Source organism: Streptomyces rubellomurinus (assembly GCF_000961885.1).
In the GTDB taxonomy this organism is placed as follows: domain Bacteria; phylum Actinomycetota; class Actinomycetes; order Streptomycetales; family Streptomycetaceae; genus Kitasatospora; species Kitasatospora rubellomurina.
Genome location: NZ_JZKH01000092.1, coordinates 1 through 13,829, shown reverse-complemented (window position 1 = coordinate 13,829; position 13,829 = coordinate 1). Strand labels below are relative to the sequence as shown.

14 protein-coding genes are annotated in these 13,829 nt (G+C 75.0%); 11 read left to right on the top strand and 3 right to left on the bottom strand.

Features of this window, described 5'->3' with window-relative positions:
* Nucleotides 1-8: 8 nt before the first annotated feature.
* Nucleotides 9-1,088, bottom strand: a complete 1,080-nt coding sequence (locus VM95_RS31240) for a pyridoxal-phosphate-dependent aminotransferase family protein (RefSeq protein WP_045703178.1) — start codon at nt 1,086-1,088, stop codon at nt 9-11.
* A 95-nt stretch (nt 1,089-1,183) separates the two neighbouring features.
* Between VM95_RS31240 and VM95_RS31235 the strand changes: the two genes are divergently transcribed.
* The 7 genes from VM95_RS31235 to VM95_RS31205 all read left to right on the top strand — a co-directional run bounded on the left by VM95_RS31235 (nt 1,184) and on the right by VM95_RS31205 (nt 7,393).
* The gene (locus VM95_RS31235; protein ID WP_045710493.1) at nt 1,184-2,275 is read left to right on the top strand and encodes an amidohydrolase family protein; all 1,092 of its coding nucleotides are present in this window, start codon (nt 1,184-1,186) and stop codon (nt 2,273-2,275) included.
* An 81-nt stretch (nt 2,276-2,356) separates the two neighbouring features.
* Nucleotides 2,357-3,034: a uracil-DNA glycosylase gene (locus VM95_RS31230; RefSeq protein ID WP_045703173.1), complete on the top strand. Its 678-nt coding sequence runs from the start codon at nt 2,357-2,359 to the stop codon at nt 3,032-3,034.
* A 46-nt stretch (nt 3,035-3,080) separates the two neighbouring features.
* Complete coding sequence (locus VM95_RS31225) at nt 3,081-4,178, top strand: SCO1860 family LAETG-anchored protein (RefSeq protein ID WP_341846039.1); 1,098 nt, start codon at nt 3,081-3,083, stop codon at nt 4,176-4,178.
* Between the two features lie 185 nt (nt 4,179-4,363).
* On the top strand, nt 4,364-5,386 hold the full coding sequence (gene glnII, locus VM95_RS31220; RefSeq protein WP_045703171.1) for a glutamine synthetase GlnII: 1,023 nt from the start codon (nt 4,364-4,366) through the stop codon (nt 5,384-5,386).
* A 137-nt stretch (nt 5,387-5,523) separates the two neighbouring features.
* Entirely contained in the window at nt 5,524-6,069 is a 546-nt protein-coding gene (locus tag VM95_RS31215; protein ID WP_045703170.1) for a hypothetical protein, read from the top strand.
* Nucleotides 6,066-6,599 carry a hypothetical protein gene (locus VM95_RS31210; protein WP_045703168.1) on the top strand — a complete coding sequence of 178 codons (534 nt, stop codon included), beginning with the start codon at nt 6,066-6,068 and terminating at the stop codon, nt 6,597-6,599. Before VM95_RS31215 ends, VM95_RS31210 begins: the two co-directional genes overlap by 4 nt.
* On the top strand, nt 6,599-7,393 hold the full coding sequence (locus VM95_RS31205; RefSeq protein ID WP_045703166.1) for an MOSC domain-containing protein: 795 nt from the start codon (nt 6,599-6,601) through the stop codon (nt 7,391-7,393). The genes VM95_RS31210 and VM95_RS31205 overlap by 1 nt, the downstream gene beginning before the upstream one ends.
* 38 nt (nt 7,394-7,431) lie before the next feature.
* Here VM95_RS31205 and cobC read toward each other — a convergent pair whose 3' ends face one another.
* Both cobC and VM95_RS31195 read right to left on the bottom strand, forming a co-directional pair.
* Complete coding sequence (cobC, locus tag VM95_RS31200; RefSeq protein ID WP_045703163.1) at nt 7,432-8,472, bottom strand: Rv2231c family histidinol phosphate aminotransferase CobC; 1,041 nt, start codon at nt 8,470-8,472, stop codon at nt 7,432-7,434.
* Nucleotides 8,473-8,483: 11 nt separating this feature from the next.
* Nucleotides 8,484-9,821, bottom strand: coding sequence for a cobalamin biosynthesis protein (locus VM95_RS31195; protein WP_052707685.1), 1,338 nt, complete (start codon nt 9,819-9,821; stop codon nt 8,484-8,486).
* 233 nt (nt 9,822-10,054) lie between these two features.
* Between VM95_RS31195 and VM95_RS31190 the strand changes: the two genes are divergently transcribed.
* From VM95_RS31190 to VM95_RS31175, 4 genes are all read left to right on the top strand, one after another.
* Nucleotides 10,055-10,960: an alkaline phosphatase family protein gene (locus VM95_RS31190; RefSeq protein ID WP_045703161.1), complete on the top strand. Its 906-nt coding sequence runs from the start codon at nt 10,055-10,057 to the stop codon at nt 10,958-10,960.
* A 5-nt stretch (nt 10,961-10,965) separates the two neighbouring features.
* A complete protein-coding gene (locus VM95_RS31185) occupies nt 10,966-12,312 on the top strand; it encodes an MFS transporter (protein ID WP_045703159.1) in 1,347 nt (448 codons plus the stop codon).
* The gene (locus VM95_RS31180) at nt 12,309-13,340 is read left to right on the top strand and encodes a hypothetical protein (RefSeq protein WP_045703158.1); all 1,032 of its coding nucleotides are present in this window, start codon (nt 12,309-12,311) and stop codon (nt 13,338-13,340) included. Before VM95_RS31185 ends, VM95_RS31180 begins: the two co-directional genes overlap by 4 nt.
* Nucleotides 13,341-13,410: 70 nt before the next feature.
* Nucleotides 13,411-13,829: hypothetical protein (locus tag VM95_RS31175; RefSeq protein ID WP_045703157.1), on the top strand; the 419-nt coding region annotated here is incomplete at its 3' end.

Here is a 13,829-nt window from a genome sequence, read left to right as displayed (position 1 = left end):
TCCGCTGTCTAGACGGCCGCGCCCCAGGCGGCGTCGGCGGCGGTGAGGGCCGGCGCGGGGTCGGCGCCGGTGGCGGCCGCGAGGGCGTCCAGGCAGGCGCGGACGGTCTCCAGGGAGGCCGCCGGGCCGTAGTGATTGACCCGCAGCATCGAGCCGGCCAGCGCGCCGCCGCCGGGCTGGACGGGCAGGGCCGGGTCGAGCCGGGCCGCGAGCGCGGTGGCGTCCACGCCGTCCGGGGTGCGCAGGGTGGTGGCGACCGGCGCGGCGTGCGCGTCCTCGTGGACGAAGGGGCTGAGCGTGCCGAGGGCGCGGACGCCGGCCCGGGTGGCGGCGGAGGCGGCGCGGTGGCGGGCGATCACGGCCGACAGGCCGTCCGCGGCGATCCGGTCCAGGCAGGCGCCGAGCGCGAGCATCTCCAACTGGGCCGGGGCGTGCGGGAGGACGGTGCGGCCGGCGTCCGTCCAGCGCTCCTTCCAGTCGAGCAGCGACAGGTAGGAGCGGCGCGGGGCGGCCGGGTTGGCGGCGATCCGCTCCCAGGCGCGCTCGGACACCGACACGGCCGAGACCCCGGCCGGGCCGCCCATCGCCTTCTGGCCGCCGATCACGCACAGGTCGACGCCCCACGCGTCGGTGAGCAGCGGCTCGGCGGCGACGGAGGCGACCGCGTCGAGCATCAGCAGGGCGCCGTGCTCGCGCACCACGGCGCCGATCCCGGCGACCGGGTTGGTGTTGCCGGTGGCGGCCTCGGCGTGCACCAGCGAGACGAAGTCGATGCCCGGGTTCGCCTCCAGCGCCTCGGCGACCTGCGCGGCGCTCACCGCGCCGTCGAAGGGGGCGGCGAGGTCGACGACGTGCGCGCCGCAGGAGCGCAGCCAGTTGCCGAAGGTCTGCCCGTAGGGGCCGGTGACGATGTTCAGCGCGGTGGAGCCCGGGTGCGCGGCGCCGCGGATCGCGGCCTCCAGCGGCAGCAGCGCCTCGCCCTGGGTGACGATCACGTCGGCCTCGGTGTGCAGCAGCGCGGCCACCTGGTCCTCGATCGCCGCGAACTCGGCGGCGCTGAGCGGGGGGAGGTCGAGGTACGGGCTCACGTCTGGCCTTTCGCCGCAGGGGGTGGTGGGTACCGCAACGAGTCTGCCGCATGGACGCTGCTTACAGGGAACCCGTCCGCCGCTAGAGTGCGGGCATGAGCGATGGCGCGGTGCTGCACGTGCGGGGTCGGGTGCTGGTCGGTCCGCAGGACGTCCGGGACGAACTCTGGGTGGTGGACGGCCGGGTGAGCTTCACCCGCCCGCCGACCGCCGGTGACGTCCGGACGGTCACCGGCTGGGTGCTGCCAGGCCTGGTGGACGCGCACTGCCACGTCGGCCTGGACGCGCACGGCGCCGTCGACGCCGCCACCAGCGAGAAGCAGGCGCTCACCGACCGCGACGCCGGCACCCTGCTGATCCGCGACGCCGGCTCGGCGGCCGACACCCGCTGGATCGACGAGCGCGAGGACCTGCCCCGGATCATCCGGGCCGGGCGGCACATCGCCCGCACCCGCCGCTACATCCGCAACTACGCCCACGAGATCGAGCCCGGCGACCTGGCCGCGTACGTCCGGGCCGAGGCCCGGCGCGGGGACGGCTGGGTGAAGCTGGTCGGCGACTGGATCGACCGCGAGCGCGGCGACCTCGCCGCCTGCTGGCCCGGCGACGCGCTGGCCGAGGCGATCGCGGCGGCGCACGAGGAGGGCGCGCGGGTCACCGCGCACTGCTTCGCCGCCGAGTCGCTGCCGGACCTGCTGGCGGCCGGCATCGACTGCGTGGAGCACGCCACCGGGCTGACCGAGGAGCTGATCCCGGCCTTCGCCGAGCGCGGCGTCGCCATCGTCCCGACGCTGGTCAACATCGCCACCTTCCCCTCGCTCGCGGCCGGCGGCGAGGCCAAGTTCCCGGCCTGGTCGGCGCACATGCGGCGGCTGCACGAGCGCCGCTACGACACGGTGGGCGCCGCGCACGACGCGGGCATCCCGATCTTCGTCGGCACCGACGCGGGCGGCTCGCTCGCGCACGGGCTGGTCGCGGACGAGGTGGCGGAGCTGGTGAAGGCCGGGCTGAGCCCGGCCGAGGCGCTGTCGGCGGCGAGTTGGGGCGCCCGGGCGTGGCTCGGGCGGCCGGGCCTGGAGGAGGGTGCGCCGGCGGACTTCGTGGTGTACGCCGAGGACCCGCGGGCGGACGTCCGGGTGCTGGCCGACCCGGCGCTGGTGGTGCTGCGGGGGCGCGTGGTGGGGTGAGGCGGGGCGCGGCGAGCGCGCCCCGGAAGCATGATCATCCGAGGTGACGGGCTGTCGGTCTGGGCCGATAGGGTGACGACCATGGCACCGCGTCCACTGAACGAGATCGTCGAGCCCGGTTGGGCCACCGCCCTGGAGCCCGTCGCCGGGCGGATCGCCGCGATGGGTGACTTCCTGCGCGCCGAGGTGGCCGCCGGCCGCACCTACCTGCCGTCCGGTCCGAACATCCTGCGGGCCTTCCAGCAGCCGATCGCCGACGTCCGCGTCCTGATCGTCGGGCAGGACCCGTACCCGACGCCCGGCCACGCGGTGGGGCTCAGCTTCTCGGTGGCGCCCGAGGTGCGGCCGATCCCGCCGAGCCTGGTCAACATCTTCCGCGAGTACGGCACCGACCTCGGGCTGCCGCAGCCCGCCAACGGCGACCTCACGCCCTGGTCGCAGCAGGGCGTGCTGCTGCTCAACCGGGCGCTGACCACCCAGCCGCGCAAGCCCGGCGGGCACAAGGGCAAGGGCTGGGAGGCGGTCACCGAGCAGGCGATCCGGGCGCTGGTGGCGCGCGGCGGCCCGCTGGTGGCGATCCTGTGGGGGAGCGACGCCCGCAACCTGCGCCCGCTGCTGGGCAACGTCCCGACCGTCGAGTCGGTGCACCCGAGCCCGATGTCGGCGGACCGCGGCTTCTTCGGCTCGCGGCCGTTCAGCCGGGCGAACGAGCTGCTGGTGCGGCAGGGGGCGCAGCCGGTGGACTGGCGGCTGCCGTAGCAGACGTGGGTCAGGGCGGAACGTCAATCTCACTCCAACGGGTGAAATGACGTTCTGTGTGACTCATGTGACGGATCGTTTGAGAAGACTGGCGGCTCATCGTTTCAGCCGTGTGTGTGGGGGTACCGCCATGTCTTCGCCGTCCCTGTCGTCCCTGTCGTTTTCGTCCTCGTCTTCGTCTCGGTCTTCGCGCCGAATCGTTTCCGCCGCTGCAGCCACGGTGGTGTGCGCACTGCTCAGCGCCCCGCCCGTCCAGGCCGCTCCGGCCGCTCCGGCCGCGGCGCCCGCCTCGCCGGGCAAGGCCCGCGCCGTCACCGCCGAGCTCGCCCTGGACGTCAAGCTGCTGAACAGCGCGGTGGACGTCCCGGTGAACATCGCGCTGAACAAGGTCGAGTCCCCGGCCGAGCGCGACGGCTCCGTGCTCACCGCGGCGGTGGACGGCGTCGACGGGCAGCGCCCGGTCACCCTGGTCAAGGCCGACATCGGCAAGTCCGTCACCCGCGCCGACGACAAGGGCGCCGCCGCCTCCGTCAAGCTGGTCAACGCCGACGTGAACGCCCCCGGCCTCACCGCCACCGCGCTGCTCGGCCTGGAGGCGATGAGCGCCGAGGTCACCTGCCCGGTCGACGGGGCGCCGACCGCGAACGTCGTCGCGCCCGCCAAGCTGACCGTGCTCGGCAAGCCCGTCACCCTCGGCCTGTACGGGCCGACCAAGGTGGACGTGCCGGCGGTCGGCAGCGTCTCGGTGGAGTTCTCCAAGAAGGCCACCACCACGACCACCGCCGCCGCCTCCGCGCTGGAGGTGCACGTGGAGGTGAACCCGCTCAACCTGAACGTCGCCAAGGTCACCGGGACGGTCACCGTCGCCTCGGTGAGCTGCGAGAAGCCCACCGCGGCCGCATCGGGCTCCGCGCCCGCCACGGCCGTGCCGACCAGCGCGCCCGCCGCCCAGCCGGTCGCCGACACCACCACCTCGCGGGCCGCCGTGCCGCGGGCCGCGGCCGAGAAGGAGCGGCTGGCCAGCACCGGCGGCAGCGACGCCACCGGCCCGCTGGCCGCCGGGGCCGCCGCCCTCGTCGCGGGCGGGGCGGCCGCGCTGTGGGCCACCCGGCGGCGTCACGCGGCGCACGCCCGGCGCCACTGACGGCACCCGTCGGCGCCCTGGCGGCACCCGTCGCGGCGGGAGTGCCGCGCCCGGCACTCCCGCACCGTGACCGTGCCGACGCGGACGGTTGGTTCACATGCGCGTTACACGAGAGGAACAACCGGGAAACGGCGGCTTGCGACGCTACGCGGGCACCCACCACCCAGCAATGCGAGGGACAAGCCGTGGCAATCAAGGCCGAGTACATCTGGATCGACGGCACCAAGCCGACCGCGAAGCTCCGTTCCAAGACTCGCGTCCTGCCGAACGCCGACAAGATCCCCACCTGGGGCTTCGACGGCTCGTCGACCAACCAGGCCGAGGGCCACGCCTCGGACCGCGTGCTGGAGCCGGTGAAGGTCGTCAAGGACCCGATCCGCGGCGGTGACAACATCCTGGTCCTCTGCGAGGTCCTGGAGACGAACGGTACCCCGCACGAGTCCAACACCCGCGCCCTGCTGCGCGAGGTCGAGAGCAAGTACACCGCCCAGGAGTCGATCTTCGGCATCGAGCAGGAGTACACCTTCTTCAAGGGCTCCCGCCCGCTCGGCTTCCCGGAGGGCGGCTACCCGGCCCCGCAGGGCGGCTACTACTGCGGCGTCGGCGCCGAGGAGGTCTTCGGCCGCGAGATCGTCGAGCTGCACCTGGACCGCTGCCTGGACGCCGGCCTGGCGATCTGCGGCATCAACGCCGAGGTCATGCCCGGCCAGTGGGAGTTCCAGATCGGCCCGGTCGACGCGCTGACCGTCTCCGACGACCTGTGGATCGCCCGCTACCTGCTGTACCGCACCGCCGAGGAGTTCGGCATCGACGCCACCCTGGACGCCAAGCCGGCCCGGGGCGACTGGAACGGCGCGGGCGCCCACACCAACTTCTCCACCAAGGCGATGCGCGAGGGCTACGACGCCATCATCACCGCCTGCGAGTCGCTCGGCGCCTCCCAGGAGAAGGTGCTGGAGCACGTCAACCAGTACGGTGACGACATCCAGTCCCGCCTGACCGGCAAGCACGAGACCGCCCCGTGGAACGTCTACAGCTACGGCGTCTCCGACCGCGGCGCCTCGGTCCGCATCCCGTGGCAGGTCGAGGTGGAGAAGAAGGGCTACATCGAGGACCGTCGCCCGAACGCCAACGTCGACCCCTACGTCGTCACCCGCCTCCTGATCAACACCTGCTGCGAGGCGCTGGAGAAGGCCGGCCAGGTCTGATCCGCCCCCCCGGGTGCACGTGCCCAGGCCCTTCCCGCCCCACCGGGAAGGGCCTTCGGCGTTCCGTGGCGCTGCTCCCCCGCGGGGACGGCCGCAAATCACTGGTCAATCCGGTACCGCCGCCCGAGAATTCAGGGATGACGCCGCAACCGTTGCTCCTCCTCGACGTGGACGGACCGCTCAACCCCTTCGCCGCACCCGGGCTGCGCGGGCCCAGGGGCTACCAGGCCCACCGCCTGACCCCCCACTGGTGGGCGGAGCGGCAGGCCCGGCTCGCGCCGGGCGAGGTGAAGCCGCTCAAGGTGTGGCTGAACCCCGCGCACGGGCGGGAGTTGCTGGCGCTGCCGTACGAACTGGCCTGGGCGACCACGTGGATGGCCGAGGCCAACACCCTCGTCGGCCCGCGCCTCGGGCTGCCCGAGCTCCCGTACATCGCGTGGTCGGACCTGTTCGGCGAGGACCCGGACGGGCTGCACTGGAAGACCCGGGACGTGGTCGCCTGGGCCGCCGGGCGCCCCTTCGTCTGGGTGGACGACGAACTCGGCCCGCAGGACGCCGAGTGGATCGCGGCCCACCACCCCGCCCCGGCGCTCACCCTGCACGTCAACCCCCGGTTCGGCCTGCGCGCCGAGGACTTCGCGGTCCTGCGCGACTGGGCGGCCGCCGCGGGAGCCGCCGCGTGACGCCGCCGCTGCTGCTGATCGACGTGGACGGCCCGCTCAACCCCTACGCCGCGCCCGCGACCCGCCGACCCGAGGGTTACGGGACGCACCACCTGCTGCCCGAGTCCTGGGTCGCCCGCAACGCGCCCACGCCGCGCTCGAAGGTGAAGCCGCTGCGGGTCTGGCTGAACCCCGCGCACGGCCCCGAACTGCTTTCGCTGCCGTACGAGTTGGCGTGGGCGACCACCTGGATGGACGAGGCGAACACCTTCATCGGCCCGCGCATAGGCCTGCCCGAGCTCCCGTACATCGCGTGGTCGGACCTGTTCGGCGAGGACCCGGACGGGCTGCACTGGAAGACCCGGGACGTGGTCGCCTGGGCCGGCGGGCGCCCCTTCGTCTGGCTCGACGACGAGCTCGGGCCGCAGGACATCGAGTGGATCGCGGCCCACCACCCCGGCCCGGCGCTGCCGCTGTGGGTCGACCCGCGGACGGGCCTGGAGGAGCTGCACTTCGCGGCGCTGCGCGAGTGGGCGGAGGAGGAGGACTGATGCGCGTCGGTACGGTGGAGCGGCTGCGCCGCTACCCGGTGAAGTCGCTGCTGGGGGAGGAGCTTTCGCGGGCCGAGGCGGACGGGCGCGGCCTGGCCGGCGACCGGGCGCGGGCGCTGCTCGACGTCGCCACCGGCAAGGTCGCCAGCGCCAAGCACCCGCGGCTGTGGGCGGGTCTGCTCGGGTACGCCGCGAGCACGGCCGATGGCGGCGATGTGGCTATCGCCGGGCCGGACGGGCGGGCCGTCGACGAGGCGGAGCTGTCCGAGGCGCTCGGCCGGAAGGTGACGCTGATCGCCGAGCGGCCGCCCGGCGCCGCCGTCGAACGGGCCGTGCCCGAGCAGGTGCTGGCGCACGGCATAGAGGCCGAAGTCGACTTCACCGTCAACGAGTTGGGGCGCGCCGCGCCGGACGGCGGATTCTTCGACTTCGCCCCGCTGCACCTGATCACCAGCTCGACGCTGGACGCGGTCGGGGTCGAGGCCGAGCGCTACCGGCCGAACCTGGTGATCCGCACCGAGGGCGAGGGCTTCGTCGAGAACGCCTGGGTGGGACGGGAGTTGGCGATCGGCCCGACGCTGCGGCTGCGCGTCCTGGTGCCCACCCCGCGCTGCGCCGTCCCCACCCTGCGGCACGGCCCGCTGCCGCGCCGCCCGGAGGCGCTGCGCACCCCCGCCGAACGGAACCGGCTGGTGCCGCTGGAGGGGATGCCGGCGCTGCCCTGCGCGGGCGTGTACGCGCAGGTGCTGGTGCCCGGGCGGATCGAGGTGGGGGACGAGCTCAGGCTCAACTGAGCGCGGCGGCAGTCGGGTTCAACCGGGCGCGGTCCGGTTCAACCGAGCACGGCGGCCAGGGCGTCCAGGAAGCGGTCGGTGGTGGCCTCGTCCCGGACGGCGATCCGCAGCCACTCCTCGCCCAGCCCCGGGAAGGTGTCCCCGCGCCGGACGGCGAAGCCGTGCCCGCGCAGCCGTTCCCGGACGGCCGCCGCGCCCGGCAGCCGGACCAGGACGAAGGAGGCGGCCGGCTCGCCGTACACCCGCACGGTGGGGAAGGCCGCCAGCCCCTTCAGCAAGTAGGAGCGCCACAGCGCCAGTTCGGCCGCCGCCCGTTCGGCCTCGGCCAGTGCCGCCGGGGTGCTGCACGCCTCGGCGGCGGCCAGCGCCGGGGTGGACACCGGCCACAGCGGCTGGGCGGCGCCGAGCTCGGCGAGCAGTGGGGCCGGGCCGAGCACGTAGCCGATCCGCAGGCCGGCCAGGCCCCAGGTCTTGGTGAGGCTGCGCAGCACCACGACCCGGCCGGGCAGGTCGCGGACGGCGGCCAGCGACTCGCGTTCGCCCGGCACGGTGTCCATGAACGCCTCGTCCACCACCAGGGTGCGCCCGGGCCGGGCGAGGGCGGCGACGGCGGCGGCGGGGTGCAGCACGGAGGTCGGGTTGGTCGGGTTGCCGAGCACCACCAGGTCCGCCTCCTCGGGGACGGCGCCGAGCCGGAAGCCGTCCTCGGGGGTGAGCAGCACCCGGTGCACCCGGTGCCCGGCGTCCCGCAGCGCGGCCTCCGGTTCGGTGAACTGCGGGTGCACGACCACGATGTGACGTGGCGTCAGAAAGCGGGCGAGCAGCACGAAGGCCTCCGCCGCGCCCGAGGTGAGCAGCACCTCGTCGACCGGCCGGCCGTGCCGGGCGGCCACGGCGGCGCGGGCGGCGCCCTGGTCGGGGTAGGCGGCGAGGTCGCCGAGGGTGGCGGCGAGGCGGTCGCGCAGCCAGCCGGGGGGCGTGCCGGTGCGGACGTTGACGGCGAGGTCGACCAGGCCGAGCCCGTCGGCGCGGACCTCGGCGTCGCCGTGGTGGCGCAGGTCGGGTTCGGGGGCGGTCATGCGGTGGCTCCTCACGAGGGAAGTCCGGGGACGCGGTGCAGGTCGTACCGGCCGGGCGGCACGGTGAGGTCGGCGCCGTCGCCGAGGGCGACCAGCGCGACGGCGTGCCCGTGCGCGGCCAGGTGGGCGGCGGCGGCCAGGTGGTCGAGCGGGCGCCCGGCGGCGTCCCGGGGCAGGTCGGCGTCCGGTGCCGCTCCGGCGTCCGGTGCCGCTCCGGCGGCCACCGGGATCAGCCGGGTGCCCGGCCGCAGCAGCCCGGCCACCGCCTCGACGGCCGCCGGGCGGCCCACCACGGCGGAGGCGCGGCGCAGTTCGGCCAGCGCGCGCGGCACCAGCAGGTCCGGCTCGCCGGGCCCGAGGCCGACCAGCGCCAGCCGTCCGCGCACCGCCGCCCGGGCGATCGCGACCGTCGCCGCCGCCGACTTCCGCTTGGGGACGACGAGTTCGCCGCCGTCCGCGCTCGCCAGCGCGGCCGCCTCGGCGACGCTCGCGGTGCCGACGGCCGTCCCGACCGCCGCGGACGGGTTCGGTACGGCGAGCCGCGCCAGCTCCGGCGCCGGGTGCTCGTCCACCGGCAGGTTCAGGCAGCGCGAGACCCAGGCCACCGCCGGGTGGTCGGCCTTGCCCTCGACGGTGGCCAGCCGGCCGATCGCGGTGCGCAGGTAGCCGGTCTCCTTCAGCACCGTCATCAGCAGCCGCATCGCCTCCTCCGGCTCGGCGCCGCCGCTCGCGCCGATGCCGACGACCAGGGTGCGGGGGACGACCAGCAGGTCGCTGCCGCCCGGGTCCTCCCGGTCGGTGATCCGCAGCGCCGGGGCGTCCTCGGGAGCGTCCGGGCGGATGTGCGGCGGCAGCGCGGGCAGCGGGTACGGCACGTCGGCGACCAGGCGCACCGGGTCGCCGTCCTCGGCCGCCCGGACGGTCGCGGCGGAGCCCGCGCGGTGGTAGCGGACGGCGTGCGGGGTGAGGGCGTCGAGGGGGCCCTCCGGGCGCGGCGGCGCCTCGTCGAGCACGGGTGTGGTGCCGAGGACGGCCTGCACCTCCCGGGCCAGCTCCCGGCCCCGCTCCCCGCCGGCCAGCTGGACCACCCAGCGGCCGTGCGGGTCCACGCAGAGCAGCTCGACGCCGTCCGGCAGCCGGCCCCGGAGGGCCAGCGACCGGACGATGTACCCGACCGGCCCAACGACGACCGCCCGCTCGTACCGGCCGACCGCGTAGTCGACCACGTCCGGGGCCTGGAAGCAGTTGCCGTTCGAGGCGTGCCGGACTTCGCTGCTCTCCGGCCAGGCGGCGTGCAGTTCCTCGGCGAGCGGGCGGCAGCTCCCGCCGAGGGAGACGATCCCGATCATCCGTGCCCACCCCTTCGCGCTCGGCCCCGCTCGGGCCCACGCGATCCCACCACGCACGGACGGGCGGGTCAATCGGGATGCGTGTGACGTCCGCCGCCGCGGACACTGGAGCTGTTCGTCTGTTCTTTACCTTTCTTGTGGGGTACACGACACCCCGTCCCTCCTACTGTGTTCGGCGCTCCAGCCCGGAGCCCGTCCGGCTCCGCTCGTAGCCCCCGACACCGGAGGACCCCATGGCCTTCGCACGCCCCCGCACCTCGCGCAAGCTCCGCCCGGTCACCGCGCTCGCCGCCGGCCTCGGCCTGGTGGCCGGCTCGCTCGGCCTCTGGGCCGCCGGTGGCACCGCCGCCGCCGACACCACGGCCGCCGCCGGCCTCCCCAGCCCCGACCACGTGGTCGTCGTGGTGATGGAGAACCACGCCTACAACCAGGTGATCGGCAGCTCCAACGCCCCGTACATCAACGGCACCCTGGTGGCCGGCGGCGCCACGCTCAGCCAGTCCTACGCGCTCACCCACCCCAGCCAGCCCAACTACTACATGCTGTTCTCCGGCAGCGCCCAGGGCGTCACCGACGACAGCTGCGTGGACCCGGGCGCCTTCCAGGGCCCGAACCTGGCCTCCGAGCTGATCGCCTCCGGCCAGACCTGGGGCAGCTACAACGAGGACATCCCCGGCGTGGGCGCCACCGACTGCCGCGTCGGCGACTACGCGCAGAAGCACAACCCGTGGTTCGGCTTCGGCAACGTCCCCACCGACAGCGCGGTCGGCATGGACGCCTTCCCGACCGACTTCAGCACCCTGCCGAAGGTCTCCTTCGTCATCCCGAACCTGTGCAGCGACATGCACGACTGTTCGGTCGGCACCGGCGACAGCTGGATCCAGAACAACCTCGACGCCTACGCGCAGTGGGCCAAGGCCAACAACAGCCTGCTCGTCATGACCTTCGACGAGGACAACAAGCTGTCCGGCAACCGCATCCCGACCCTGGTCTACGGCGCCCACGTCGCCCCCGGCAGCAGCACCGCCACCCGCTACAACCACTACGACGTGCTGCACACCCTGGAGGACCTGGCCGGCGTCAACGCCCACGCCGGCAAGTCCGCCGGGGCCACTGACATCACCGGCATCTGGAACTGACGCCCGTGTACGTCGCGGACTCCCGCAGCACCAAGGCCCCCGCCGCGCCGACCCCCACCACGGGGCCGGCGCGGCGGGGCGCCGCCCTGCGCGCCGTACCGGGCGCGGTGCTCGCCCTGGGCACCGTCAGCCTGGTCACCGACGTCTCCTCCGAGATGGTCACCGCCGTCCTGCCGCTCTACCTGCTCACCGGGCTCGGCCTCTCCCCGCTCGGCTTCGGCCTCCTCGACGGCCTGCAGAACGGCTTCAGCGCCCTCGTCCGGCTCGTCGGCGGCCACCTCGCCGACCGGCGCGGCCGCGACGGCTCCGCCCGCCACAAGGCCGTCGCCGCGGTCGGCTACGGGCTCTCCGCGCTCTGCAAGCCCCTGCTGCTGATCGTCCACACCGTGCCGCTGATCGGCGCCGTCATCGCCGTCGACCGCACCGGCAAGGGCCTGCGCACCGCCCCGCGCGACGCGATGATCTCGCTCGCCTGCGAACCCGCCCACCGCGGCCGGGCGTTCGGCGTCCACCGGGCCATGGACACCGCCGGCGCCCTGCTCGGGCCGCTCACCGCCTTCCTCGTGCTGCGCCTGGCCGGCGGGCCGCTGCTCGCGGACGGCGGCGAACGGCACGGCTACGACGCGGTGTTCACGGTCAGCGCCTGCGTCGCGGTGCTCGGCGTGCTGATCCTGCTGCTGTTCGTGCCGAACCGCCCGAGCGGTGACGACCCGTCGACTCCCGCCCCCACGCTGCGCGACAGCCTCACCCTGCTGCGCCTGCCCGGACTGCGCCGGCTCACCCTGTGCGCCGTGCTGCTCGGCCTCACCACCGTCAGCGACTCCTTCCTCTACCTGCTGATCCAGAAGCGCCTCGGCCTGTCCGTCACCCTGTTCCCGCTGCTGCCGCTCGGCACCGCCGCCGCCTTCCTGCTGCTCGCCGTCCCGCTCGGCCTGCTCGCCGACCGGATCGGCCGGCGCACCCTGTTCCTCGCCGGGCACGGCGTCCTGCTGCTCGCGTACGGGCTGCTGCTCTCGCCGCTGCGGGGGCTGCCCGTCGTGCTGTGCGTGCTCGTCCTGCACGGCGCCTTCTACGCCGCCACCGACGGCGTGCTCGCCGCCGCCGCGGCCGACACCGTCCCGGCCGAACAGCGCGGCGCCGGGCTCGCCCTGGTCGGCACCGGGCAGGCGCTCGCCCGGTTCGCCTGCTCGCTGCTGTTCGGCGCGCTGTGGAGCGCGGTCGGCGGCACCGGCGCGCTCGCCTGGTCGGCGGGGGCGCTCGCGCTGTGCGTCGCCGCCGCGGCCGCCGTGCTGCGCCCCACCGAACCCGTCGCCGCCCCCGCCCCCGCCCCCGCTGTCGAGGAAGCCGAATGAACCTCCAGAACCGGACCAGGGTGATCGTGCTGCTGGTCGCCGTCCTGCTGCTCGGGGCGGTCGGCACCGGAGCTGTCCTGTACGCCGCCGACCGCACCGCCGAACGCGACCGGGCCCAGCCCGGCGGGCCCGCCGTCCACTCCGGCCGGGTCACGCTCACCGACGGCGGAGGCGGGCGGCAACTGCTCTTCCGCAACATGGCCTGGGGCCCGCAGCGGGACGAGATCACCACCGTCCCCGCCGACCGGCCGGACGGCCCGCGCACCGCCTCCGGCGTCCAGTGCCTGCGCTTCCACGCCGCCGCCGGCACCGGCATCTGCCTGCAGGCCGTCCACGGCGCCCTGGAGGACACCTACCGGGCCGTCGTCCTCGACGACCACCTGCGCGAACGGCGCTCCTTCCCCGCCGCCGGGATCCCCACCCGCTCCCGGGTCTCCCCGTCCGGGCACCTCGCCGCCTGGACGGTCTTCGTCAGCGGCGACTCCTACGCGGGCACCAACTTCTCCACCCGCACCTCCGTCGTCGACGTCCGCGACTGGAACCTGCGCGAGAACCTGGAGGACTTCACCGTCCTCCAGGACGGCCACCCGCTGCAGGCGCACGACATCAACATCTGGGGCGTCACCTTCGCCGACGACACGACCTTCTACGCCACCGTCGCCACCGGCGGGCAGACCCACCTCGTCCGCGGCGACCTCGGCGCCCGCACCCTCACCACCCTGCACGACAACGTCGAATGCCCCTCCCTCTCCCCGGACGGCACCCGCGTCGCCTACAAGAAGCGCGTCCCCGGCCTCTCCGCCGACGCGCCCTGGCGGCTCTACGTCCTCGACCTCGCCACCATGACCGAGACCGCCACCGCCGAACACCGCAACATCGACGACCAGGCCCTGTGGTCCGACGACCACACCCTCCTCTACGCCCTGCCCGGCGACTACGGCGCCGACCTGTGGACCGTCCCCGCGGACGGCACCGGCAGCGCCGCGCGCGTCACCACGGCGGCCGTCGCACCCGCCTACCTGGGGTGAGGAACTTCCGGCCGCCGTCCCTCGTCGGGCACAGTGACGTCCGGACGATCGAACGGGGGAGCGAACGACCATGGACGGCATCCCGCCCGAGCGCACGGTGACCGACTCCTGGCCCGTCCTGCACGGCCGCCCGGTGCTGCGCCGCACCGTCGCGGTCGGGCTCGTCCTCTTCGTCGCCGTCCTCGCCGCCCTCGCCGTCCGCGGCGTCAACGCCCTCACCCTCGGCACCCCCGGCCGCCTCACCGACCGCGACCGCGCCGAACGCCTCGCCGGCCTCCACCCCGCCCAACACCCCGGCGCCGACCGCAGCTACACCCCGGTCGGCGCCGTCTACACCCACACCTCGGACGGCGCCCCCGTCGCCTACCTCCACTACCGCCTCGCCGGCGGCAAGGACCCGGGCCTCGGCGACTTCCTGCACACCTACGACCTCCCCGCCCCCGGCCCCGCCGCCCCCCTCCCACCCGACCTCACCGCCGCCCTCGGCGG

Bases quoted from the DNA above. Each gene is read 5' to 3' on its own strand.
- cobC (WP_045703163.1), bottom strand. From the start codon at position 8,472: ATGACCGCCCCCGAACCCGACCTGCGCCACCACGGCGACGCCGAGGTC.
- VM95_RS31235 (WP_045710493.1), top strand. From the start codon at position 1,184: ATGAGCGATGGCGCGGTGCTGCACGTGCGGGGTCGGGTGCTGGTCGGT.
- VM95_RS31225 (WP_341846039.1), top strand. From the start codon at position 3,081: ATGACGTTCTGTGTGACTCATGTGACGGATCGTTTGAGAAGACTGGCG.
- VM95_RS31230 (WP_045703173.1), top strand. From the start codon at position 2,357: ATGGCACCGCGTCCACTGAACGAGATCGTCGAGCCCGGTTGGGCCACC.
- VM95_RS31205 (WP_045703166.1), top strand. From the start codon at position 6,599: ATGCGCGTCGGTACGGTGGAGCGGCTGCGCCGCTACCCGGTGAAGTCG.
- VM95_RS31180 (WP_045703158.1), top strand. From the start codon at position 12,309: ATGAACCTCCAGAACCGGACCAGGGTGATCGTGCTGCTGGTCGCCGTC.
- VM95_RS31190 (WP_045703161.1), top strand. From the start codon at position 10,055: ATGGCCTTCGCACGCCCCCGCACCTCGCGCAAGCTCCGCCCGGTCACC.
- VM95_RS31215 (WP_045703170.1), top strand. From the start codon at position 5,524: ATGACGCCGCAACCGTTGCTCCTCCTCGACGTGGACGGACCGCTCAAC.
- VM95_RS31195 (WP_052707685.1), bottom strand. From the start codon at position 9,821: ATGATCGGGATCGTCTCCCTCGGCGGGAGCTGCCGCCCGCTCGCCGAG.